The sequence below is a fragment of the Pluralibacter gergoviae ATCC 33028 = NBRC 105706 genome (assembly GCF_001598855.1).
GTDB classification, from domain to species: Bacteria; Pseudomonadota; Gammaproteobacteria; order Enterobacterales; family Enterobacteriaceae; genus Pluralibacter; species Pluralibacter gergoviae.
Genome location: NZ_BCZS01000001.1, coordinates 359,137 through 382,858, shown reverse-complemented (window position 1 = coordinate 382,858; position 23,722 = coordinate 359,137). Strand labels below are relative to the sequence as shown.

19 protein-coding genes and 2 pseudogenes are annotated in these 23,722 nt (G+C 42.4%); 2 read left to right on the top strand and 19 right to left on the bottom strand.

Annotation, left to right across the window (positions count from 1 at the left end):
* Positions 1-207: 207 nt before the first annotated feature.
* The 7 genes from ugd to ENGE1_RS01665 all read right to left on the bottom strand — a co-directional run bounded on the left by ugd (position 208) and on the right by ENGE1_RS01665 (position 7,634).
* Positions 208-1,374, bottom strand: coding sequence for a UDP-glucose 6-dehydrogenase (gene ugd / locus ENGE1_RS01690; RefSeq protein WP_048273048.1), 1,167 nt, complete (start codon positions 1,372-1,374; stop codon positions 208-210).
* Positions 1,375-1,513: 139 nt separating this feature from the next.
* Complete coding sequence (rfbC, locus tag ENGE1_RS01685) at positions 1,514-2,068, bottom strand: dTDP-4-dehydrorhamnose 3,5-epimerase (protein WP_048255179.1); 555 nt, start codon at positions 2,066-2,068, stop codon at positions 1,514-1,516.
* Between the two features lie 14 nt (positions 2,069-2,082).
* Positions 2,083-2,973 (bottom strand): dTDP-4-dehydrorhamnose reductase, encoded by an 891-nt coding sequence (rfbD, locus tag ENGE1_RS01680; RefSeq protein WP_048255180.1) that lies wholly within the window; start codon positions 2,971-2,973, stop codon positions 2,083-2,085.
* Between the two features lie 18 nt (positions 2,974-2,991).
* Positions 2,992-3,861 (bottom strand): glucose-1-phosphate thymidylyltransferase RfbA, encoded by an 870-nt coding sequence (gene rfbA, locus ENGE1_RS01675; RefSeq protein WP_048255181.1) that lies wholly within the window; start codon positions 3,859-3,861, stop codon positions 2,992-2,994.
* A 17-nt stretch (positions 3,862-3,878) separates the two neighbouring features.
* Entirely contained in the window at positions 3,879-4,943 is a 1,065-nt protein-coding gene (gene rfbB, locus ENGE1_RS01670; RefSeq protein WP_048273050.1) for a dTDP-glucose 4,6-dehydratase, read from the bottom strand.
* 166 nt (positions 4,944-5,109) lie between these two features.
* Positions 5,110-6,360, bottom strand: a complete 1,251-nt coding sequence (locus ENGE1_RS26480) for an oligosaccharide flippase family protein (RefSeq protein WP_053075645.1) — start codon at positions 6,358-6,360, stop codon at positions 5,110-5,112.
* A 182-nt stretch (positions 6,361-6,542) separates the two neighbouring features.
* The gene (locus ENGE1_RS01665; protein ID WP_155409070.1) at positions 6,543-7,634 is read right to left on the bottom strand and encodes an O-antigen ligase family protein; all 1,092 of its coding nucleotides are present in this window, start codon (positions 7,632-7,634) and stop codon (positions 6,543-6,545) included.
* 250 nt (positions 7,635-7,884) lie between these two features.
* Here ENGE1_RS01665 and ENGE1_RS28295 point away from each other — a divergent pair, with 250 nt between their 5' ends.
* Together ENGE1_RS28295 and ENGE1_RS29105 are read left to right on the top strand one after the other, a co-directional pair.
* Positions 7,885-9,120 carry a hypothetical protein gene (locus ENGE1_RS28295; protein WP_048273051.1) on the top strand — a complete coding sequence of 412 codons (1,236 nt, stop codon included), beginning with the start codon at positions 7,885-7,887 and terminating at the stop codon, positions 9,118-9,120.
* A gap of 271 nt (positions 9,121-9,391) precedes the next feature.
* Positions 9,392-10,012: pseudogene (locus ENGE1_RS29105) on the top strand (IS3 family transposase); the annotation flags it as partial.
* Between the two features lie 55 nt (positions 10,013-10,067).
* On the opposite strand, the gene ENGE1_RS01655 reads toward ENGE1_RS29105, so the two are convergent.
* The 12 genes and pseudogenes from ENGE1_RS01655 to ENGE1_RS01615 all read right to left on the bottom strand — a co-directional run bounded on the left by ENGE1_RS01655 (position 10,068) and on the right by ENGE1_RS01615 (position 23,448).
* Positions 10,068-10,373, bottom strand: a complete 306-nt coding sequence (locus ENGE1_RS01655; RefSeq protein ID WP_155409071.1) for a hypothetical protein — start codon at positions 10,371-10,373, stop codon at positions 10,068-10,070.
* A 77-nt stretch (positions 10,374-10,450) separates the two neighbouring features.
* Positions 10,451-10,896, bottom strand: a pseudogene (locus ENGE1_RS27840) (transposase); the annotation flags it as partial.
* A 197-nt stretch (positions 10,897-11,093) separates the two neighbouring features.
* On the bottom strand, positions 11,094-12,056 hold the full coding sequence (locus ENGE1_RS26455; RefSeq protein ID WP_072065356.1) for a glycosyltransferase family 2 protein: 963 nt from the start codon (positions 12,054-12,056) through the stop codon (positions 11,094-11,096).
* A 14-nt stretch (positions 12,057-12,070) separates the two neighbouring features.
* Positions 12,071-12,919 (bottom strand): glycosyltransferase, encoded by an 849-nt coding sequence (locus ENGE1_RS26450; RefSeq protein WP_072065357.1) that lies wholly within the window; start codon positions 12,917-12,919, stop codon positions 12,071-12,073.
* 4 nt (positions 12,920-12,923) lie between these two features.
* Complete coding sequence (locus tag ENGE1_RS01650) at positions 12,924-13,814, bottom strand: glycosyltransferase family 2 protein (RefSeq protein WP_162268874.1); 891 nt, start codon at positions 13,812-13,814, stop codon at positions 12,924-12,926.
* 319 nt (positions 13,815-14,133) lie between these two features.
* On the bottom strand, positions 14,134-15,042 hold the full coding sequence (locus ENGE1_RS26445; RefSeq protein WP_072065358.1) for a glycosyltransferase family 2 protein: 909 nt from the start codon (positions 15,040-15,042) through the stop codon (positions 14,134-14,136).
* 32 nt (positions 15,043-15,074) lie between these two features.
* Positions 15,075-16,502, bottom strand: coding sequence for an undecaprenyl-phosphate galactose phosphotransferase WbaP (gene wbaP / locus ENGE1_RS01640; RefSeq protein WP_064360463.1), 1,428 nt, complete (start codon positions 16,500-16,502; stop codon positions 15,075-15,077).
* A gap of 93 nt (positions 16,503-16,595) precedes the next feature.
* The gene (locus ENGE1_RS01635) at positions 16,596-18,764 is read right to left on the bottom strand and encodes a polysaccharide biosynthesis tyrosine autokinase (RefSeq protein WP_064360462.1); all 2,169 of its coding nucleotides are present in this window, start codon (positions 18,762-18,764) and stop codon (positions 16,596-16,598) included.
* Between the two features lie 18 nt (positions 18,765-18,782).
* Complete coding sequence (locus tag ENGE1_RS01630) at positions 18,783-19,217, bottom strand: arsenate reductase/protein-tyrosine-phosphatase family protein (protein WP_048273055.1); 435 nt, start codon at positions 19,215-19,217, stop codon at positions 18,783-18,785.
* 1 nt (position 19,218) lies between these two features.
* Positions 19,219-20,358, bottom strand: coding sequence for a polysaccharide export protein (locus ENGE1_RS01625; RefSeq protein WP_064360461.1), 1,140 nt, complete (start codon positions 20,356-20,358; stop codon positions 19,219-19,221).
* Positions 20,359-20,489: 131 nt separating this feature from the next.
* Positions 20,490-21,929, bottom strand: coding sequence for a capsule assembly Wzi family protein (locus ENGE1_RS01620; RefSeq protein WP_064360460.1), 1,440 nt, complete (start codon positions 21,927-21,929; stop codon positions 20,490-20,492).
* Positions 21,930-22,818: 889 nt separating this feature from the next.
* Positions 22,819-23,448, bottom strand: a complete 630-nt coding sequence (locus ENGE1_RS01615) for a phosphatase PAP2 family protein (protein ID WP_064360459.1) — start codon at positions 23,446-23,448, stop codon at positions 22,819-22,821.
* Positions 23,449-23,722: the final 274 nt, after the last annotated feature.

The following is a 23,722-nucleotide window of genomic DNA, read 5'->3' as shown; positions in this document are numbered from 1 at the left end:
CGCGATTCGATGCGGTCTGGAATGTGGCTTAGATGTTAACTCAGTCAGAGGTAAAATGAATAGTATTTGCTGATCTAAGTCACACTGATTGCCTAATTTCATTGATTTTAGCGCGGGTTTTAAGCTTTTGCCGGAGGGAAAAAGCGCAGCGAGGTAAGCAAGGCTTATACCGCGCTGCGCGGGCGGCGGAATACCACCGGGGAGCGGTCAGTCGCTGCCGAACAGATCGCGGGTGTAGACTTTGTCTGCCACGTCGGAGAGCTCGTCAGCCATGCGGTTGGAGATGATGACGTCGGCCTGCTGCTTAAAGGCATCGAAGTCGCGGATCACCTGCGAATTAAAGAAGGTGTCCTCTTTCATCACCGGCTCATAGATGATGACCGGAATACCCTTGGCTTTGATGCGCTTCATGATGCCCTGAATGGAAGAGGCGCGGAAGTTGTCGGAGCCGCTCTTCATGATCAGGCGATAGATGCCGACCACTTTCGGATTGCGGGCGAGGATCCGTTCGGCGATGAAGTCCTTGCGGGTGCGGTTGGCGTCGACGATGGCGCCGATAATGTTATTCGGCACCGAGTCATAGTTGGCCAGCAGCTGCTTGGTGTCTTTCGGCAGACAGTAGCCGCCGTAGCCGAACGACGGATTGTTGTAGTGGCTGCCGATACGCGGATCGAGCCCCACGCCCTCAATGATCTGCCGGGTGTTGAGGCCCAGGCTTTCCGCGTAGCTGTCCAGCTCGTTAAAATAGGCCACGCGCAGCGCAAGGTAGGTATTGGCGAACAGCTTGATGGCCTCGGCTTCGGTCGAGTCGGTGAACAGCGTCGGGATATCCTGCTTAATGGCCCCCTCTTTCAGCAGCGCGGCAAAGCGCTCCGCACGCTCGGAACGCTCGCCGATCACGATGCGGGAAGGATGCAGGTTGTCGTACAGCGCCTTGCCCTCGCGCAGGAACTCCGGGGAGAAGATCAGGTTAGTGATGCCCAGCTTCTCCTTCATGTTCTGCGTAAAGCCGACGGGTACGGTTGACTTGATAATCATTACTGCAGACGGATTAATCTCAGTCACGTCGCGGATCACCGCTTCAACGGAAGCTGTGTTGAAGTAGTTGGTTTTCGGATCGTAGTCCGTTGGCGTGGCGATGATCACAAAGTCAGCATCGCGGTAGGCGTCCTGCTTATCCGTGGTGGCGCGGAAATTAAGCGGCCTGCTGGCCAGATACTCCTCAATTTCTTTATCGACAATCGGCGATTTTTTCTGATTCAGGAGATCGACTTTCGACTGCACGATGTCGAGAGCGACCACTTCGTGGTGCTGGGCGATCAGTACGCCGTTGGACAGGCCGACATAGCCTGTGCCGGAGATGGTTATTTTCATTTGATTGCGCTTTATTCATTTAAAAAATTGTGCAAAGCGGCCGACTTTATCCATAAATAGCACAAGCTTAGCCTTCAGGATTTAAAGTCGGGAATAACACCAGAAAATAAAGGCCCGCTCAGGGCCTTTATTGATGACGTTATTTATAAACTTCGGCACCAGCCAGATTGACAGCTGCCAGATCCTTATCAGATAAAGAGAGCTTACCTTCATTAATCTCAGGCCATGAGATGCCAATCTCAGGATCATTCCACAGGATGCTGCGCTCAGATTGTGGGGCATAGTAATTAGTCGCTTTATACACAAACTGCACAGTGTCACTTAAAGCCAGAAAACCGTGGGCAAAGCCTTCCGGGATCCAAAGCTGGCGCTTATTTTCAGCGCTCAGAATGGCTCCTACCCATTTTCCGAATGTCGGAGAAGAGCTTCGAATATCAACCGCGACATCAAACACCTCTCCCTCGACGCAGCGAACCAGTTTACCTTGCGCGTGCGGATCGAGCTGGTAGTGCAGGCCCCGTAATACGCCCTTCTGTGATTGCGAATGATTATCCTGAACAAACTCTACGCTACGACCCACAGCCTCATTAAAAAATTTATTACTGAAACTTTCGAAGAAAAAACCGCGCGCGTCGCCAAAAACGCGGGGCTCAAAAATTAGGACATCCGGTATATCGGTTTTAATGATGTTCATACGCCTGTACTCGCTTATTTTCCCAGAAGTTCAGTAACGACCCGCTCTACGCCTTGCCGCCAGTCTGGCAAAGTGACTGCGAATGTACGCTGAAACTTAGTATTTGAAAGACGTGAGTTCAGAGGACGGGCAGCTGGCGTCGGATAAGATGTCGTGGGGATCCCCTTAACATCTTTGATAGCCAATTCTGCTCCATGCTTACGGGCTACCTCAAAAACGAACCTTGCATAGTCGCACCAGCTGGTCTCTCCGCTGGCCACTAGATGATACGTGCCTGCAACAGCCCGGTCGCGCATCTCCTGGCGAATAGCGATTGCCGTGCAGTCCGCCAGCAGCTCGGCACCTGTCGGTGCACCGTACTGGTCGTCAATGATCGACAAAGATGTTTTATCAGCAGCGAGTCGCAGCATAGTTTTGGCAAAGTTCGCCCCTCGCGTAGCATAAACCCAACTGGTGCGAAAAATCAGGTGCCGAGGATTGTGTTGCTCCAGCGCCAGTTCACCGGCACGTTTAGTTTCGCCATAAACGTTAAGCGGGCCGGTAGCCTCATCTTCATGACGATAGTGGCTCCCCAGTCCATCAAAAACATAATCAGTCGAGTAATGCACCATTAAAGCGTCAAGTTTTGCAGACTCGGCAGCAAGCACGGCGACGCCTTGCTCGTTAAGCAGTTCCGATAACTCACGCTCACTCTCTGCCTTATCCACTGCCGTGTGCGCTGCGGCATTGACTACAACATCGGGTTTTACAGTGCGGACTGTCTGCGCAATACCTTCAAGATTGGTTAAATCCCCGCAGAGGTCTTTATCGAAATAGTCAACAGCAACAACCTGGCCAAGGGTAGAGAGGGCGCGTTGCAACTCCCAACCCACCTGGCCATTCTTTCCAATCAGCAGAATTTTCATTGAATGCAACCTTCGTGCTTAATATTCATTCAGCAAACGCTTCAGATACGCGCCATATTCCGTTTTCCTCAAGCGTTCAGCCTGAGTAGCAACACCTTCCGCAGACAGCCACTTATTGCGGTAAGCTATCTCTTCCAGGCAGGCGATCTTCATCCCCTGACGCTTTTCGATGGTGTGAATAAACTGCGAAGCCTCAATCAGGCTATCGTGAGTGCCGGTATCAAGCCAGGCAAAACCGCGCCCCAGAAGTTCGACATGAAGATCGCCACGCTCGAGATACATCTGGTTAAGCGTGGTGATTTCGAGTTCTCCTCGTTCAGAAGGACGGACTTCCTTCGCCATCGAGACAACGTCTTTATCATAGAAATAGAGACCGGTGACGGCCCAGTCGGACTTCGGCTTCAGCGGTTTCTCTTCAATGGATAGCGCTTTAAAGTTTTCATCGAAATCAACAACGCCAAAGCGCTGAGGATCGAGTACCTGATAGCCAAATACCGTTGCGCCCGTTTGCTTAGCTGCAGCAGCATCAAGTTTTTTACCAAAACTTTGACCAAAGTAAATATTGTCGCCCAGTACTAATGCACAGGAATCATTACCAATAAACTTCTCTCCAATAATGAACGCCTGTGCCAGGCCATCTGGCGAAGGCTGGATGGCATAAGAGAAGTTGACTCCAAATTGCGAACCATCTCCCATCAGGCGCTGAAAGGCAGGCATATCTTCCGGGGTCGTGATAATTAAAATATCTTTAATACCAGCTAACATCAGCACAGAGACCGGATAGTAAATCATCGGTTTGTCATAAATAGGTAGCAGCTGCTTGGAGACGCCCAGGGTGATGGGATAAAGACGCGTGCCTGAGCCACCAGCGAGAACAATACCTTTCATATTCATTATTCCTTGTATTACTTATTCAGACCCAGACGCTCACCGGCATAAGAACCATCGAGAACACGCTGCCACCAGGTCTGGTTATTGAGATACCAGTGTACCGTTTTTTCGATACCGCTTTCAAACGTCTCCTCCGGTACCCAGCCCAGCTCGCGCTGAATTTTTGTAGCGTCAATCGCGTAGCGCAGATCGTGCCCCGGTCTGTCTGTCACGAAGGTAATGAGATCGGCAAACTGCGTAATCCCGTTTGGTTTGTTATCAACCACCTTATCGAGAATGGCGCAAATAGTTTTAACCACGTCAATATTTTTCCGCTCATTATGACCGCCAATATTGTAGGTCTCGCCATTCTTACCCTCAGTGGCCACTTTGTAGAGCGCCCTGGCGTGATCTTCTACATACAACCAGTCGCGAACCTGCTCACCGTTTCCGTACACAGGCAGGGGCTTACCTGACAATGCGTTTAGAATCGTCAGCGGGATTAGTTTCTCCGGGAAGTGATAAGGGCCGTAGTTGTTTGAACAGTTGGTTACAACTACCGGGAGACCATAGGTACGGTTCCAGGCACGGACAAGGTGGTCACTGCCAGCTTTAGATGCAGAGTACGGGCTACTGGGTGCATAGGGGGTTTCTTCAGTAAAGAGGTCATCTGTACCATGAAGATCTCCGTAAACCTCATCGGTAGAGATATGATGGAAGCGGAATGTCTTTTTACGATCCGCATCTAGGGTCATGTAGTACTGACGGGATGCTTCCAGCAGGGTAAATGTACCAATAAGGTTAGTCTGGATAAAAGCGGTAGGCCCGTCGATAGAGCGATCAACATGGCTTTCGGCCGCCAAGTGCATAACGATGTCCGGCTGAAAATCACGGAGTTGTTCTGCAACCGCAACAGCATTGGTAATGTTGGTACGAGAGAATGAGTACCGTTCGTTGGATGAAACAGAGGACAGGGATTCGAGATTGCCTGCGTAGGTCAAGCAGTCTACCACACGCACCGTGTTGGCGGTTTTATCAATAATATTACGAACAACAGCTGAGCCGATGAAGCCGGCGCCACCAGTTACCAAAATATTCATGTATACTTACCTTTTTATCAAGATAGTGCTATTTAAAAAATCAATAACAATGAAACATCTAACAATAAAATTAGTTCAATATTTTATGTCACTAAGCCCCCCATTACTATCATCAATAAATAAAATTATAAGTATTCGCGAGCATTAATAATAAAATATAAAATTATTATCTAAAATAAAATGTCCTACAATGGAGTTTAAACACAATCCCATTTTTAAAAGGGTAATTGAATACTGTCAGAGAAACAAACTGCGTTAGAACACTAGCTATGGAAGCGCCTACTATATGATACTCCTTGATAAGAATCAAATTAATTCCGAGGCTAAAAACTGCAACTAAACACATTTTAATTGAAAGAAAAGTATAACCAGAATATTTCGCAATAAATCTTGCTGAAATGGTACCAAGTGAAGCTAATACTGCAGCAAAGTTAAGAATTAAAAGAGCATCATATGATGCTAAATATTCTACACCGTAAAAAAAACCAATAAACCACTTACCTAAGATAAAGAATCCCAAAATAATTGGTATCGATGTTACGAGAATAACGACATTCAACTTAGCTGTTTTTATCAAAGCTAATGCATCATTGTTTTCTGAAAAAATAGATGGAAGAGAGGACGTTATTAATGAGTTATGAATAAAAATCCAAGAAGTTGCTAATGTCGCAGCTACAGAATAAATACCTGCAGCAGTTGCGCCATCATAGGCACCTAACATCAGCAATGAAAGGCGAGTATATATTGCTACTGAAATTGACGCAATAACAAATGAAGAGCCAGCACCAATTATATACTTATAATATTTTTTACGATGTCTCCTTGGTATAGTCGATTGTGTATTCTTCTTTATAAAATAAAGATAGCGAATCATAAAGGGAACTAGAGGCGTCAACACAATTGGAATACATAGTAAAACAGGATCAAGTTCAAGTGCAGCAATCAACCATCTCAGAACCAGAGAAATAACCAAGCCAAATGCGTTAACAAAAGTATTTACTTTAGAGTTAAGTGTAGCGTCATAGAAAATAGAATACACATCGAGCGACTGTATAAAACATGCAGCAAATGCTGCAATCAAGAAAAAAATCACTAACCAGTCAGAATCAAATGAGAAATAAACCAAAATCGGAATTGATAAAAAAACATAAACAAAGCATCTAATTGGGAATGTTATATTAATTAGATTAACGCCAGATTTCTTATTTCTGCTTATTCTCTTAAAAATGAGAATATCTGTTCCCATAAGTGAAACCAATTGCACAAGCTGAAATGTAGACATGGCTAACGCAATTGTACCAAATACACCAGGACCAACGTACTTCGCTACAAATGAAGTGACAAAAACAAGGCCAAATATTGAAATTAATTTCTCACTCATCATCCAAAGCGAATTGGAAAGTATTATTTTCTTCAACTCGACTCCTTAACAAAAATCTAATTAATTTTTTATCGCAAGTAAAAAATTAAAAATATCAGGCAATAAAAATTAAGTATAGAGTTTTACATTTTAATTATTAGCTTATTTCATATATAGTTAACAAAGACCACCAACCTTTAGCATTTTCGTCTAATTGTATTACACATTTAATTACTTACCTATGAAAGATCAAAAGGTTTTTTTATGAGCTTATATCCCCCTGAGCAACTCATGCATAAAGCAACTATCACTGAAGCGAAAGCACTAATAAGATATGGATTAAAAAATCCAACCATCATCCAAGTCAACATTGCTATGAATGATGGAATATTATATTTTGAGAAGAGCCAGCCTTCTATAGACATGCTAAACTGGAAAAAATAAATTAACATAAAAAGCAATGTTGGTATAAATCCAAATCTATATATAAAACCCAAATATTGTACTTCATAAGAAAACTCTGCATTAATTGGACCTGGACACAAAACAGAATAATCACCAAACCCACCAACACCGAGAAATGGTGATTTATCTATAGATTTGCTAAGGCATGTAACTTGGAAATCCCTAGTTGCATCTGAGTGCTGATTAACACCAGATGAGGAGAACCTTAACTCAATTGCATTATTTACCTGCTCGAAATTCACGTAATATAGAGAAGTAACTAACAATATAAAAAAAACAAAAGCAATAAAACCACTCACGCTAATCGATTTAATTCTTATTAATTTCAAGATCAAAGAACACAATAAAAGCAGAAGCATAAATCTAGAGAATGATATGATTACGCAAATGAACAACAATAGCATTCCAATTACGAAGAATTTCTTGGAAGTAAAGGAGAAAAGATCCGGTCTGACTATTGTAAAAAATAAACAAAAACAAATTATATAATCGTTAGCCAACTGTAAACGACTAAAATATTCGGTTATTGGGAACAACATAGGCTGAACACCAAAACTTAACAAAACGAAATCAGAAATTGACGCCATGGAAATAAAACCTAAAGCAGCACATACAGTCGCCACCAATTTAATTCCTGAGTACAATAACGAAGCGTAGAAAATCACGCCTAAAAGAAAATGTTTGGATATAAACTCTTCAAGAATTAGCACAATAATTACTAGAGTAGAAACAAAATAAGTAAAAAAAAGAAATGACTCTATATCCCTGTAGCCTTTCTGAGTAGCTAAAGAGCTTGAGCTATAATATTCAAAAAGAATCAACACCATAGCAAAACATGTTATTGAAACTAATTTGAGTGTTTTCATTCTTATATGCTTTTTTAAAATCAAGGACATAATAAGAGATAACAATAAGAAGGTCATCGATAGAACCTTAACGTTTATACTACCTATACTTCCTGATGGAAGGATGACTATCAGACAGATAAAAATCAATGCTGATGCATGTGTGCATTTATTTACGAGTGAATTCATTAATTCTAGTCTCTATTCTTATTGACATTTAATTGTGCTAATGATATATGCTATTAAACATTATTGTGTAAAGGGTCCCATTATGAAATTAACTCTGATTGTTTTATTTGCTATCGCATCTTCTTTTCCATTTTTTGCATCATGTGAAACCGAGAAAACAAATGTATTAGGTAAAATTGAGTTTAACTCTCCCAAAAACATTTATGCGAGTGGTATTTATGCTGCTAGAAATACTTATGGCATGAGAGCAAATGCTGTTGCGGTTGCTGTCAGAGCTAATACCACTAACTTGAATCTTTTAGAATACCCCATCAATGGCTTCAACTATACTAAATCTTTATCAAGCTATAAAAGTAGAGACTCTGTAGGTTTATACGCTGACAATACTTCACTTCCCTTTAATAATTGGGAAAAAATAGAAAAAACAATTTTTACACCGACATCAGTAAAATCACCAGAAATAATTGGAAGTTTTATTCATCCAGGTATGATTATTGATACGATAGGCGTTGAAAAGTGGTCAGCATTTATTATTTCAATTAAAGGAAACAAAATAACAACATCTGGCTGGGTAAATTTAAAAACTCAAAAACTAGGAACCCCAGAAAACAATACAGCAATACTACTAAACCCTATATCAAAAGTATGGTCAACAAACTTCAATTTATTCTTAGCGAAAGAAGGCCGAGCGAGATCAGGTGTAGTACAGGAGAATGGTATTGTAAATAACAATAATGAAAATCCAAATGAAGTAAATGGAATTGACACTGTTATATTGCCGATATCTCAATATGGAGGAACAGCTGCATATCTCGCCAGATCAGCGACTTCAGGTAAAAGGCAACAATGGCAGTTAGGATTCTCCTCAAATGGTGCAAAAATTGCAAACTTCTATAGTGCCGGAAACTCTAAGATAAATAGTACTAAAACCGGTTTTTATGAAAACTCATCATCGCTATCAGGTCTAACATTTGAGGGTAAGAATAAAAATAGCTCAATCGTATGGCGTAGCAACGAGCGAATAACAGCACAAATTTCTCCGAGTGGACAAGTAATGAAGATATCATTTAAAACAAAAATTATAAATGAATCTACAAAACTATCTGACTCCTATTATAGGTATATAGTCAATTCACCCTCCAATATTTCGCTAGAGTTACCCGACACTAATAATCTAGCAGATGGTTATACTATAGAAGTCAACAATATAGGCCTAGGTAAAATACTTTTTTTAAGTAAAGCTGATATTATACAACAAAAAACAAATGAAAAAAAAATGAATATTGTTTTTACAGAAAACAAATGGTTTATTTTGTGATTAATTAATGCCCTCAACAATGAGGGCTCCATTTATTCAAGCCATATTATAGCTGCAATAATAAAACCATTGCATATCTATTTTTATTAAACTTTTTCATATGAGTATATGTAATTGCATCCCAATTCCATCAGGTTAAGATTAAATCCGCACTTCATTATTAAGCACAGTTCGTTACCCGCAACGGCTAGTATACCTGGCGTGGACGCCGTACGTTGTTGAATCCGCGTAAACAATTTTGTCAGCAGCGCGACCATAGGCAGACGTCTGTGTCAAAACGGTGCCGACCAGTCTGGAGCGTCAGGAATTCCGGGCGAAAGCCAGCCTCGAATTCAGCCCAGTCAGCTACCGTGAGCATAGCCTGCCGGTATCAGAAAATTTGCTGAGGCAGGACTTCATCCCCAGCGGCCCGAACCAGAAGTGGGCGGGCGATATCACGTATCTTCGCACTGATGAAGGCTGGTTGTATCTGGCAGTAGTTATTGCGGTCTCGTACGGCAATCAGCTGGTCAGTGCCATCACGGATGACGGCACAGCTTGCCTGTGATCCACTGGAAATAGCACTCTGGTGACGAAAGCTCCCGGAAAATGTCATTGTCCACATTGACCTTGAGGCCAGTACTGTCGAGTGAATTATCAGGACTGACCCACTGAAGCGGCACAATCTGCGCGGAAGCATGAGCGCTAAAGGTTGTTGTTATGACAATGCCTGCGTAGAAAGATTCGTTCATTCGCTGTAGGTGGAATGTATCTACGGGAAACGCTTAGCAGCTGGGAAATAATGCGAACGACGGTGTTTAATTATATCGATTATGATTACAGTCGCTGGCGTCGCCACAGTGCCTCCGGGAGTCTCAGCCTGGAACAATTTGAAAACCTGAATCTCGCTTAGGGCTGTGTCCACACAACATAACGTGGGTAGGATTACTGTCTCCTCAGCCGTGTGATTAGCGCACAAATTTAGTCGGGAGTTCGCTCATCAGCACGGCCGCATGCTTTAGTATCTCTTTCTCCATTTCCAGGCGCTTAACCTGAGCCCGAAGTGACTGAATTTTTCGCTGCTCCGGTGTCAGGCAGCGCCATTCGACGTTTCTCCCTGAAGCCCTGATTTGTACTGCCGTATCCATTTGCGCAGCAGAGTGGCATCCGATATCCACGGCACGCAGCTGATGCTTAACAACCTGTTCAACGGCTTCCAGTTTCAATTCGGGAGAGAAACTGCACATCGTCTGATTACGCTGAGTAAAGGTCACTTACCTCAATAATTTACTGTTGTTACATTAGCAGACTATTGAAGTGCCGGTATTATTGAGCCATTACAAGTTACCTAGCTGCGTAATACAGCCCGTCTGCCGTCTGGCTTTTCAGGATGATTTTTCCAGTATTTGTAGCTGCTCCGATGAACCCCTAACACATGGCAGGAATTGGCTACAGGATAACGCGCCGTGAGTTTGCCGATTATCGAGAACTGTCCAAGGAGTCTGACATCAAAAGCGCGGTAGCTTTTTTTATATTTCATTTTCTATTTCAAGACGTTGTAGTTTTTTCCTGAGCTCACGCATTTCAATTTGTTCCGGGGAACGGGGAAGACTTTTGGTGTTATTCCCTGCCGCACATAACGTAATTGCTTAACCCATCGCATCATTGTGGAAAGGCCGACATCCATAGCGCGTCTACATCTGCCACAGTGTAGTTCTGGTCAACGACCAGTTGAGTAAACTCTGCGCTGAAAGTTCTTTTTTTATTATGGCTCCTGTGTTGATCTGAGGTGAGCATATCCCCTTTATTTAGGTGGCCAGGCCCAATAAACCACTCTATTACTTTACCGGATTAGCCGATGGCTCTCACCATCTTGCCAAACTAACACTCAGCCCTAAGGCTCTACCCTGTTAGTCTCGCCGCATGATACATAAGTGAAAGCACTAAAATTCTTTACATTAAACGATAAAACCATTGAAAATCTGCAGATAAAATTAACGTCCCATCACAAAGAGAATAAAAAAGACAACATTCTTTATAAAACCTTTTTTTCTTACGCCCGACAAAAATAAGAAAAATCTCTTTATAAGATTATCATTACCATTTCCGCAATACAATTTTAATGTAACCGCCTTCTCATAGGGGAGTGTTAAATTAACTTCGGAAAGAAAAAGCTTTGCTTGATTTTTTGTAAGCGAAATGGAGTGTCTAGCATCCTCTAATAAATTTAATATTCTTTTATTTTTAAGTCTATTAAATAATGAGTCTGATTTAGCTCCAACCTGATTATTACTGTGCTGACGATATAAAATAAGTGGCTCATCGATAAATTTTATATCTCCACATGCTGATGCTAGTAAAGCTATATACCAATCATGCATAATTGAATTTTGTATTTTACTTTGCTTAGCTATTTTAATCAATTTTTTATTACAAGCCATCACACACCCTGTTACAGAATTAGTAACTAAAAGCTCCTTGAAGTTTGCATTCCTATTTAGGCCTTGGTAATTAAACATTGATATTTTTTTGGGTATCAATAACTCATTGGTGACTACAAGATCAGAATGAACAAGCAATGGAACTTTACCCTTACTTAACGCATCATACTTAGTTAGAGTGTTAAGAAATATACGCATTTTACTAGGAAGCCAAAAATCATCTTGATCACTAAAAAAAACATACTCAGCATCACAGTCAACGTTGCTTATAAGAAAGTAAAAGTTTTCTTTTACCCCGCCTTTTTTATCCCCGCTAACAATTTCAACTCGACTATCATTATTGAAGTAATTATTGATCACTTCAATAGTATTATCTGTAGAAGCATCGTCAGAAATTAAAATTTTGCAATCAAACTCATTTCCGACATTTTCAAAATTAATTAAAATTGAATCTATCTGTTCTCTGATATATTTCTCACCATTATAGGAAGCAAGAAGAACATTTACCTTTATCATATTTACAGCATACCTTACTGTGTATTTTTTCGGTTGAATTGATAGAAAAACCTCAGCATATGCAAGGGGTTTTTATCTATAAAAGCCCACTTTATACTATCAAGAAAACTTAAGTTATTATTAAAGTAATTTAAATATAATTTTCTTTTATAGTACACACTTGCATATATTTCTTTATTTCTTTCAAGCAGTTCATCTAAAGCAATGCCCAAAGGATAACTTCCGGAAACTCTATACTCATCTAAAGCATGGTCATGATGCATTAGATAAGTTACGGTATCTAATCGTAAAAAATCACCGTACTTGTAAGAAAGACGCAACCATGTATCCCAATCTTGGAGCCTAGATACTTTCGTATTGAATCCATCAATACATTTTAATCTTTCCGTCAATGTAAACACTTGGTTTGACGCATTATTCTCATAAAGCAAATCAGTGTATTTTAATAGCGTATTATCATGGGTAGTATAATATTTTTTTTTCTGCTTATCATTATATACCTCAAAGAAATTTGCACATAAAAAAGAATATTCATCATCCCAATGCCTAATAAACACTTCAATTCTATTAGGCAAAAACTCATCATCATCGTCAAGGCCTGTAATAAATTTCCCACAAGCTATATTTATTGCCTTATTCCTAGTTGCGCACGCACCTTCTCGCTGATTATTACGAATATACTTACATTTTTTATTTTCAAGGACATAATTATCCATAAATAATTTAGTGCCATCATCTGAAGCATCATCAGAAACTATTACTTCAATATTTTCATATGTTTGATTAACAACAGACTTTAAGGCCCGTTTAAGTTTTTCCAATCTATTACATGTAGTTATATATACACTAACTAAGTCAGACATAAATTTACCTATTATTAGATTTTACTTCTTTTCTAAAATAGAAATAATTAATTAAAGCCATTAGTTTTCGAGGTAATGAGTTTTCATATCGAATCATTAGTAAAGGGATTTTTTTCAACATTGTTTTATTATCTATTATGTTAAGAAACTCAGCCGCTTGAGCAATGATCCTTTTCCCATCTTGTTTAAACTTGAAATTTAGAGCTGGAATATTTGAAATTTTATACAGCAATGTCTTTTTTTTTGCCCCAAGAACATTTTGTCCGTGCAACCTGTATTTCACCAATTTTTCATCAGCAAATATAATTTTGCCATAATAGACAGCAATTAGCAAAAACCACCAATCGTGCATTATCCATTTAGTTGTGTTTTTTAAATCAATTTTTTCTATAAGTGCACGATTAAGCATCATTACACATCCTTGAATGCAGTTTTTTACCAGCAAAGAATCCAATGTTAAGTTATGCGGATCGGCTTTCGAATATTTAAAAAAAGAATCATTAATAATATTTAACTCACTATCAACAACACGAGAGTCGGAAAATATTATCAGCGGCGTTTTTTCTCCAAAATCACTTTCTGCATTAACCATTTTATCAAAGAGAATTTCTATTTTATTAAACTCCCATACGTCATCTTGATCTGTAAGGACTAAAAAATCTGCTTTTGCATTAGTAACACCATTGATAAAATTGCTAATGACACCTTTATTGGGATTTTTTATAATTTTTATTCTTTTATCTTTTTCCATATATGCTTGACAGATGGACAATGTATTATCACAAGACTCATCATCAGAAACTATAAACTCATCAACTTTATCGTTATATGAATTGCACGTTATAATTGACTGAAGTTGTTCATTTATATATTTTCCACCATTGTACGTTGCCATTATGATTGATATTTTCTTAATGTTACTCACCATATATTATCTCTCAGTACTGGTTCAACTTAATAACCAAATCATCTGAATGCTATTTTATTTAAGACTTTCTTCGATACCTTTATTATATACATTCAATATACGTTAGTTACATTAGTATTAATCATAACTTGTCACTTTTGAACCCGACTTCCTACTGAGACAAAATATATCATTATTAAAATGTAAGCTATTCGCAAAAATATCCGTCATGTGCATTATAAAATTAAAGGTAACATACACTATAATCTAAACTAAAAATACATAACAATTCAAAAACGTTAAAAATTTAAGTCCAATACTTTTTATGCATACTAAACTTTTTAATAAACTCAATAGGGAATAATTTATACTTAGAACCCAATTTATATCCTAAAATCTTCATTGAATTATTAAAAAAAGCTTTTACTAGCCATGGCAATCTTGTAATTGATATAAATTTAATTTCTGAAACAATAAATTTAGAACCTTCATGTCCAGCTCCTCCAAATTCTTTTTTTATCCACGGTTGGTCGGTATGAAAGACACCTATATCAAAATATCGTTTAAACTCTTCGATCGCAGTATAATTATGCGAGTGTTTAACCACTGCATTAGCAACGTATGCAGACTTATAACCAGATAATAATGCTTTAGCTGCGAAGTACATGTCTTCACATAATATAGTATTGCTTGGAAAGCCCCCTAACTTATTAAAAGTTGAAAGTCGATAAGCAGCAAAGGAATTAGACATGAATACAGCTTTTAAACCCATAGTGGCAGCATTTGATAGATCGCATATATGGCTTGCTTCAGGATAATTAAATCTTCTAGCATGCTCTGCAAGAGGAGTAGCATCTTTATGGGGAAGTTGTCTTCCATACGCGCATGCAACTGATGGATCTGAAAATACTTGAACAATATTTTCAGTAAATCCCGGTGTTGGGATCGCATCCTGAGTCAAAAAAATAACTATATCAAATTGGTTAATATTATTAAAAACGACTTTATTTCGTGTGTCACCATGATTAAAATCTTCACTGGTTATACTAATAACATCAAAACCAGCTTTTGTTGCCACCGCAACAGTTTCATCTTTACTTCCTGAGTCTATTACTTGGACAAAAGTATTTTTTGGCGCATTTTTTTTTATATTGATCACCGTTTCTCGCCAAATATCCCCACCATTATACGTCGGTATTGCTATAAAAAATTTCATTTTTTACACCGAATTTATTGTATTATTGACAATTAATACGCACCATCTTTTTTTAATACTACTGAAACTGTTTTAAACAGTATAGCTATATCGTTCCACATAGACCAGTTTTTTACATACCATGCGTCTAAATATACTCTAGTATCATAATCTACATCACTTCTACCACTAACTTGCCATAAACCAGTCATACCAGGCTTACTTAATAAATAATAGTCAACCTCTTCATTATATCTACCCAGCTCTGCGGTAATTATTGGCCTAGGTCCAACCAGACTCATTTCACCTTTTAAAACATTAAAAAGCTGAGGTAATTCATCCATGCTGGTACGCCGTAAAAAATCACCAATTTCCGTAACCCTTGGATCATTTTTTAATTTAAAGGTTGCATCCCACTCAGCTTTCGCAGCTACATCAGTAGCTAGAAGCTTGTCTAGTACTTCTTTAGAGTTGACAACCATTGAGCGAAACTTAAGGCATTTAAACGTTCGACCACCTTTTCCTACGCGCTCGTGACCATAAATTGCTTTACCGCCATCTTTCTTAACTTTAATAAAGATATAAACGAGTAGTGGGCTTAATAGAAGTATAATAAATAATGAGGCGAGAAAATCAAACGTACGCTTCATGATTCGCGATGACCATTTTGCCAAGTTTTGTTGAACCCTAAAAATCATTACTTCATGGCTAAAAATAAATGCCATATCAGTGCTATCCAACGGCATGCCACGCAGTGTTGGTATTACAGACACATAACGATAACCTTTTATCATAAACTCGCGCAACCAATTGTTACGGATATCAGCCTGATCTGATTCGACTGCTACTATAAATTGAGTATGTTTATCCACATTTGTAAGCCAATGATCGTCTGCTTCAATCACAGGCAGAGAGTGCATCATTAAAGTTGAATTTGGAGCTTTATCCGCATGAATGAAACCTACAATTTTCAGCCCTAAATTTTTTTCGCTGTTAATAGCATTATAAGCATCGGAGGCATTCTTACTACTCCCGATAATCCATGTATCTCGCATCCATATGTCTAAGGTATTTAGTATATGTTTAATAAGTATTCTCATAAATGGTACAAGTGCTGCTGCAAAAACCCATGTAAACAACCATACGTACCGCGAGAAATACCATTTCGCGAAAGCGATAACCGCCATTTCTATTACGGCAAATATTGCTAGTGTTCGCAATATTTCCTTCAGCTCATACCAGAATGTTTTTCGGTAAAGATAATGCCTTAAACGTATTCCACACCAAGCCACACATGTCCCCGCCAATAACCAGTGTAGTTCAATCCATGGCTCAATTTGATCATTTGGTACACGTAATGAAAACTGACTCATAGTGATGCTTAATATGGCTACAGAAAAATACATTGATACTGCAAAACTAATAAAGTCTCCTAATGCTAGTGTAATTGCGCAACAAATATTTTTTTTAAAAGGCGTCATAAGGCCCTCAAAGAAACTAGTAAAAAATGATTATAGAACTAAAATAGCCAGATGAAATAACGATACCATTTCATCTGGCATAGCCGGAAATATTTAATCTTTATTATTTTCAGAGTAAGAGTATCCGTAACTATTATAACCATAGCTATAATAACTACTGGCCTTCTTAACTACGCCATTTAATATGGCACCTTTAATCAATACACCACTTTGCTCGAAGCGCTTAATACTAACTTCAATTTCTTTGACTGTATTCGCCTCAAATCGCGTAACAAGCAATGCTGTACCAACATAGCTACCGATAATTGCTGCATCTGTAACAGCTAAAATTGGCGGTGTATCTATAATAACTAAATCATATTTTTTTTCTGCCCAAGACAACAACTTCGTGAATCTTGGGTGCATCAGTAGCTCGGCTGGGTTAGGTGGTATTTGCCCCCGAGAAATATAGTCAAAATTACCTCCTGCTACTTTTTCTATAATATCATCGGGTAATGCTTGTCCAGAAAGCACCTCAGACAATCCCTGTTCATTGTTACTCCCAAAAATCTTATGGACATATCCTTTGCGCATATCCGCGTCAATAAACAGCACCTTCTTCCCTGTCTGGGCCACAGTAGCAGCTAAGTTGGTACTTATAAAAGTCTTACCGGCACTAGGGCTTGCACCTGAAATCATCAGAACGTTATTTTTGGCCTCCATTGTTGCAAAATGCAGGCTGGTACGTAAACCTCTGATGGCTTCGACCGCCAAATCAGCCGGATTTTCCACAGCAAGAAGCACGTCAGTTTGGTTCTTTCTTAAACGATTTACCTTGCGTTTATTATTCATTAACCATTCTGAAACAGGGATACTGGCATATACGTTAACTCCAATCTCTTCAAGCTGCTCGGGTGTTTCAATCCCCCTACGTAAAAATACACGCACTAGTACTAGGCAAAACGAAACTAGAATACCTAATACGATGCCGATGGCAACTACTATTATTTTTTTGGGTTTAACTGGCTTAGGCTCAGTTACCGCATTGTCAATTATTCGCACATTACCTATAGCGCTAGATTCAGCGATACTTAATTCCTGCTGCCGATTAAGCAATTGCAGATAAACAGCCCGACCTGACTCGACATCCCGACTCAATCGCAAGACTTCCTGCTGTGTCGAGGGCATTCCGCTCACGCGTTTATTTAATTTGTTTTTTTCATCCTGAAGAGTACTGCGCTTTTCCAATAATGCTTTATAATTTGGATGTTCCTTGGTATATAGCTGGGAGATTTCCGCTTCCCTGAACGTTAATTCATTAAGCTGATTATCTACATTAACTATTTGATCAAGAACGGATTTTGCCTCCATATTTAAATCTACTGAATCTTTTTGCTTACGATAGGCATTAAGTCTGTCCTCAGCTATATCCAGTTCTCCTCTGACTTTCGGCAGCTGCTTATTCAAAAAATCTAAACTTTTTGCGTCTTGAGCCGCTTGACGGGCAATATTCTGTGCAAGGTAGTTTTGGCTAATGCTATCTAGAGTCTTAGAAATTAATTCTGGATTATCGCCCGTAAGCGTTAGGTTCAGTATACCTGTATCTTTGCCTTGATCGTTTACTTTTAATTCTAACTGTAAATTTGTTATAGCTTTGAGACGGGAAAGTTGAGTTACGGTAAATTGATCCCCGGGCTGCGCATTTATCTCTGAAATCAGCAACGAGATACCATTTTCATTAAGAAGATGCCCTACTCTCCCTTTAACTCTATAATCCTCTTTCTCAACAATATAATGATCCTTATCCAATACTATAATATTTACGCTCTGAGTATCTGCACTGTTTTCACTTTCCGGTAAATAAAAGCGTGTAATAGTCAGTGTCCCTGATTTTTTCCCAAATAAACGTGCCATGCCTCGCCCCAACAGAGGAAAATAATCCTGAGTTATTTGTGCCTGTAGATTAAGATCATCCACAGTTTTACCCAGAATCATCCGGGATTGAAGTAGGGCGATTTCAGGGGCCGATTGCGGCTGGCTGTCAGGCAACATCTGGCTCAGGCTATTTAAGATTGCGTTACCCTGCTTTTGCTCAACCTGAATGAGCGCATCCGCCTGATAAATCGGCGTAGCAAAAAGTGCGTAAAGTATAGCTAACACCGTGCATCCTGTAGTGATAGCAATGATTAATTTGCGGTGATCGATAATTTCTCCCAGCAGGCGGCCCAAATCAACTTCATTAGCATCCTGTGAGGTCGCAGTATTCGTAGTGACAGAAGTCATGCAATATTATTCCTGATATTATTCGCTCAGCCGTGCCACCCAACTCTGGCTAGCTTGGTCTATTAACTGGTACACCGATTCAAATGCTTCATCGCTCTTGCGGTATGGATCTGGGATCTCCTTCCCTCCCAACCAATGGGCAAACAGCAGGGTTTTCCCTCTAACTTCTGGAGCAATGCGTGTTACCTGTGAGAGATGGCTGTGATCCATAACCAGCAATAAATCGTACATGTGGCCTATGCTGCGTGTGAACTGCCTACCTTTGTGTCCATCTAAGCTAAGCCCATACTTACTAGCAACTCTAATGGCTGCCGCATCTGCTGGATGATTAACAAGAGCTCCAACTCCAGCAGAATCTACCTGCTTATTTGGTAACGCCTTACGTAGCAAACGTTCGCCTATAGGAGAACGGCAAATATTACCTGTACAAATCACCAAAATAGAATCAAACATTCTAATTATTCCAAGTCTTAATAAATCTCCCAGTCTCAACCATATCATGTACACCGGCAATTGTGGGTACTAGCTGCGAGATCACACGGTTCCAGCGTACGACCGGCGCAGTGGTAACGTAAACAATATCATATGGCTGTAGCTGAAACTCAGTGCTTAACACCATAGCCGATGCATCCTGGGCGTTAAGCTGATAGATATTGGCAATTCTGCCCTGCTTGTCAGCTTTCTGCTGGCGAATAACGAAGACCCCGGTCGCATCGCTCATTTCCTGAGATATGCCTTCCGCGTTACCCAACGCTTCGGCCAGCGTCATACCGCTGCGATCCATCTTCATGGTGCTCTGCTTACCGACCTCACCCATTACGAACACTTTCAGATCGTCATTGCGCGGCACAAAGAGTATATCGCCGGGGTAAAGCAGATGATTTTCAGTCAGATCGCCCTTCTGCATCAGGGCATAGAGCGAGATCTTCGTATCTTTACCGTTGTGAGTTAACACCACATTCCGCCAGTCGGCATCAGCGGCAAGGCCGCCGGCGGCGTTGATTGCATCCATAACGGTAAGCGGGATATTGGTAATTGGCTGCTGGCCAGATTTAGCAACTTCCCCTGTGACATAAGCTTTCTGAGAACGAAACGCAGCAACGCTGACGTCAACCTGCGGGCTCTCAATGTAAGTAGTAAGTCGATTAGCGATTTCCTGACGAACCTGGCTAAGTGTTTTGCCTGCAACATGGATTTTACCCGCATACGGATAGAACATTGTCCCATCTGCATTGACCCAGTTACCTGTATCGCTGGCACTTCGGTACTGACCAGCTGGCGTTGTCAGTTCCGGATGATCCCAAACCGTAACCATGATGACGTCGCCAACGCCAATTCGATATTCATAATTCTTGAGCAGCTCATCCAGCTGCGGGTTCGGCCTGGCCATAACGGTCTCTGGCCGCAGCTGGTCCACCAGCCCCGGGGTCATCGGATAAACATTTATCAGCTTATCCCAGTCATAGTCACTGTCCGGCAGCTCAACCACATTCTTACGCAGGCTATTCAGTCCCTGCCCTGGAAAAACCGTACAGCCCGATAAAATCCCAACAGCCAACGCCAGCGCGCTAAATCTAATAATGTTTTTTTTCATAGTGTCGTATCATCAATCATTCAAACGTTGCTAATTCCTGAGCAATTATTTGCTGTTATATCCATAAGACCGAAGAGGCAGTGAGATTCTCTGTATCGTACCGGTATCATCGTCTCTTCAGCCCCGAATGTTTACAAACTCAGCGGGATCTCAATCCCGGCACTGGCACCCACATCGTCCGCCGTGCTGTGGTCGTTGTCGGTATACCACAGCGATGTATTTAGCCGTATCGACTGGTAAACATCCCCGCTCCACCCGAGCTGCACGCCTTTAAGCGTATCGGAGTGCGGGAAGGCCTTGTTAATCCGCTGATCTCTCGGGTTCACTTTGGCATACACCAGGCGGGTACTCCAGCGCTGATTATCTTCGGTCACCAGCTCGATCTTACCGGCAAGCAGTCGGCCATCGCCGCCCATCGCATCCCCAAGCGGGTATCCCTGCTGATAGTAGCCGTCAGTATAAATGTGGTGCGTGTAGCTGTAGTTCTCGCGGCTCATGTTAGTGCGGGTATCATGGCCTTCAACGTACCAGTTGATCGCCGACTTGCCCCAGCCGTGATGCCCTTCTACCCCGCCCAGGTACATGTTAGCGGACGGCAGCATCCCCGATTCATCCTCACCGATCATCTGGCCATAGAAGCTGATTGGCCAGCCCAGGGTCGGCTCAAGCTTCAGCTTGAAATCAAACCCCGCCAGCTGGTTGCCCGGTTCGTTGGAATCATCGCCGTGAACGTTATCCTTTCCGGTAAATCCATCCCAGAAGTTACCGAACGAATGCGGTCTCCCCTTCCCTGCCCACTGCATAATACGCGATCCGCCAAGCTCCAGGGACTGGAACGGCGATACCGTGACGCGGGTACCGATAATTTTGGCGTGCGGTACGGCGCTGTACTGGTTCATCTGGCTGGCGGAAATCTGGTACTGCCACGGGCCGATCCAGCGCAGCCACCAGGTTTCCGGGGCATTCTGCTCGGCACGCTGCATCAGCACGCCGGTCATCGGGCGCATGGCGTCGCCGCGGATCAGGCTGCCTTCGTAGCCCGGGCCCCACCACTGCGGCATCTGGCCGAAGGAGAGCCACTGGTTCCAGAATTTTACCGCGCCGTAGGAGCCGTTCGGGTTAACGTCTGAACCGTTGCTGATGCGCTTGCCGCCCTCGACGTTGCCCTGCAGGTGCACGTCCCACCAGTCGCCGCTGTTGTTAAAGGCCAGCGACAGCGAGTTATCGGCGGCCTGGGTCTGCCCAAAGCCCTGCGGAGTGCCCGGCTGATCGGTGGACGTATAGCCGCTGACGCGGAAGTCGGCCTTCAGGGAGGCAAGGCGACTATCGATACGGGCCAGCACAACCTGCTCTGAGGAGTAGGAGGGTTTTGCCTTTTTCAGCGCGCGGGCAATTTCCTCCTGACTCAGCGGCCAGGTGGAGAGGCTCAGGTGGATAACCCCCCTGTCGTTCAGCCACGCCAAATCGTTGCGCAGGTCGTTGTCATTAAGAACCAGCCCGGCGGCAAACGCCTGGGTCGAAATGGCGGAGGCCAGTCCAAGGGCAAGGGCTAAACGGGAGATTTTTATCATTGCACAAGATCCATTTTTGCCCCTCTCATGCAGGTCGCGTGCAGAGGTGAGGGAAAGAAGAAGAAAAAGGTTATCTCCGACAGCAGGTCAGCGTCAGGCATCCGACCCACTCTCGGGTAAGCACCGAAAGTATCCTATATTAACAGCCGCTATAATCATCATTATTAATGATTAAAACGGTAGAATGTATCCGTATTCCGTATATTGCCTGTTCTGACGGCTATACTTCAAGAAGCGCGTCGGCGGATGCGCTTCAGTGATGGCCCTATCAGCTTCATCCACGCACTAAATGTGATTTATATCACCGTCAAGTTTTTCGGGTACATTATTAAACAATCAGATAGTCACTCGGCATGACAAATAGCGGCCTACTCAGAGAGGCGCAGTGTAAAGGGTGAGGTTCGTCAATTCAGGCACGCTACCGCCCCTGGCTTTGCAGCTACCAGTGCACTGTGATGCAGAAAACTTATTTTTTCAGGAATGGCATTAGTAGATCTAATCGCTACCGATTTCAGTTAACGCCGGGATTCTACAGGCTTTCGCCGCCGATTGGCAGCATAACGCTATAATTTTAATGAAATTAATAATAAATTCATCTTCCAGTCCGGGAGCAGGCGCAGCTTTCCGCCGGATGAAGAAAACTAATGCATCAAACTCACTGATGCCTGAGAGTAATATGATATGTCAACTCCTAAAAATTAGGAGTCACTCCAATCTGTCGCTAGTGGCGCCTGGTTTTATAACATTATCCGGCGCGCGCAGAATATTATCCGCAGCAGACTGTTTTTCGCTGCCGATATAGCCACACTCATTCCCTGTTAAAATAGTGGCTACTCTTAACCGCGCCTCTCTCACTAATTAGCGACGATGGATATGAAATAAAACGCCGCTACCAGGCCTGCCTGTGCAGATCCGCCCGGGTAAACGGTTTTTCCAGCGGCCCGATGGCCACCGCCACTTTCCCCAGCAGCGACTGGGTGGGTGCCTTAACGCCGGTATGTAACAGCATTGCCGGGATCAGCACCATGCAGGCGACACCGCCCCACGAAATCTGCACCGCCGCGGTTTCGCCCGCGCGCTTCTGCAGCAGTAAGAACAGCGCGCTGCCGGCGGCGCCCAGCAGGGCCCCGGCGATGACTTCCGAGACGGAGTGGGCGTGGAGCACTAGCCGCGAGTACGCGACGATCAGCGCGATACCGTAGCCTGCGACAACGAAAAGGGTTCTGCTTGCGGAGGTAAATCTGGCGCTGAGCAGCCAAAGGAAGATGGGCCAGAATGCGGCAGAGAGGGCCGAATGACCGCTAAAGCCGGTAAAATCGATATCGCGGATGCCGATACCCCAGCCCATAAAGGCCAGCTTGGAAAGACTGACTATTCCGCCGATGACGCCGAACAGCGCCGCCCACTGCCAGGCGAGATGCGCCGTTTTTTTACGCAGCAGCAAAATGGCAAAAAGGAGCGCTGCGCTCGGCAGCAGCACGGTGCTATCACCAAAGAAAGAGATAAACGGCCAGCTCATAGCGTCTGCACCCCTGAATTAATCACCTGTCTGACGCGCACGACCGCAGGCACCTGCGAGAAGTTGCTCATAACACTGCCGCTCACACTCCAACCGCAATAGTAATCATTTGTGTCATCAACATGAGACGCACGCTTCCCTGAAGTTAGTAAAGCCAACTGCTGGATTAGGCCACATTGGCCGGGCGCTGAATACCAGAAGTCTCCTAACCTGGATACGCCCTGCGCTTATTCAGCCGGCGGGAACAGGATGCTCCCATCGGCTGAAGCGGCCA

Bases quoted from the DNA above. Each gene is read 5' to 3' on its own strand.
- ENGE1_RS01625 (WP_064360461.1), bottom strand. From the start codon at position 20,358: ATGAAAAAAAACATTATTAGATTTAGCGCGCTGGCGTTGGCTGTTGGG.
- ugd (WP_048273048.1), bottom strand. From the start codon at position 1,374: ATGAAAATAACCATCTCCGGCACAGGCTATGTCGGCCTGTCCAACGGC.
- ENGE1_RS28295 (WP_048273051.1), top strand. From the start codon at position 7,885: ATGAAATTAACTCTGATTGTTTTATTTGCTATCGCATCTTCTTTTCCA.
- ENGE1_RS01650 (WP_162268874.1), bottom strand. From the start codon at position 13,814: ATGGCAACGTACAATGGTGGAAAATATATAAATGAACAACTTCAGTCA.
- ENGE1_RS01615 (WP_064360459.1), bottom strand. From the start codon at position 23,448: ATGAGCTGGCCGTTTATCTCTTTCTTTGGTGATAGCACCGTGCTGCTG.
- ENGE1_RS26450 (WP_072065357.1), bottom strand. From the start codon at position 12,919: ATGTCTGACTTAGTTAGTGTATATATAACTACATGTAATAGATTGGAA.
- ENGE1_RS01665 (WP_155409070.1), bottom strand. From the start codon at position 7,634: ATGAAAACACTCAAATTAGTTTCAATAACATGTTTTGCTATGGTGTTG.
- wbaP (WP_064360463.1), bottom strand. From the start codon at position 16,502: ATGACGCCTTTTAAAAAAAATATTTGTTGCGCAATTACACTAGCATTA.
- ENGE1_RS01620 (WP_064360460.1), bottom strand. From the start codon at position 21,929: ATGATAAAAATCTCCCGTTTAGCCCTTGCCCTTGGACTGGCCTCCGCC.
- ENGE1_RS01635 (WP_064360462.1), bottom strand. From the start codon at position 18,764: ATGACTTCTGTCACTACGAATACTGCGACCTCACAGGATGCTAATGAA.
- ENGE1_RS26455 (WP_072065356.1), bottom strand. From the start codon at position 12,056: ATGATAAAGGTAAATGTTCTTCTTGCTTCCTATAATGGTGAGAAATAT.
- ENGE1_RS01630 (WP_048273055.1), bottom strand. From the start codon at position 19,217: ATGTTTGATTCTATTTTGGTGATTTGTACAGGTAATATTTGCCGTTCT.
- rfbD (WP_048255180.1), bottom strand. From the start codon at position 2,973: ATGAAAATTCTGCTGATTGGAAAGAATGGCCAGGTGGGTTGGGAGTTG.
- rfbC (WP_048255179.1), bottom strand. From the start codon at position 2,068: ATGAACATCATTAAAACCGATATACCGGATGTCCTAATTTTTGAGCCC.
- rfbB (WP_048273050.1), bottom strand. From the start codon at position 4,943: ATGAATATTTTGGTAACTGGTGGCGCCGGCTTCATCGGCTCAGCTGTT.
- rfbA (WP_048255181.1), bottom strand. From the start codon at position 3,861: ATGAAAGGTATTGTTCTCGCTGGTGGCTCAGGCACGCGTCTTTATCCC.
- ENGE1_RS26445 (WP_072065358.1), bottom strand. From the start codon at position 15,042: ATGAAATTTTTTATAGCAATACCGACGTATAATGGTGGGGATATTTGG.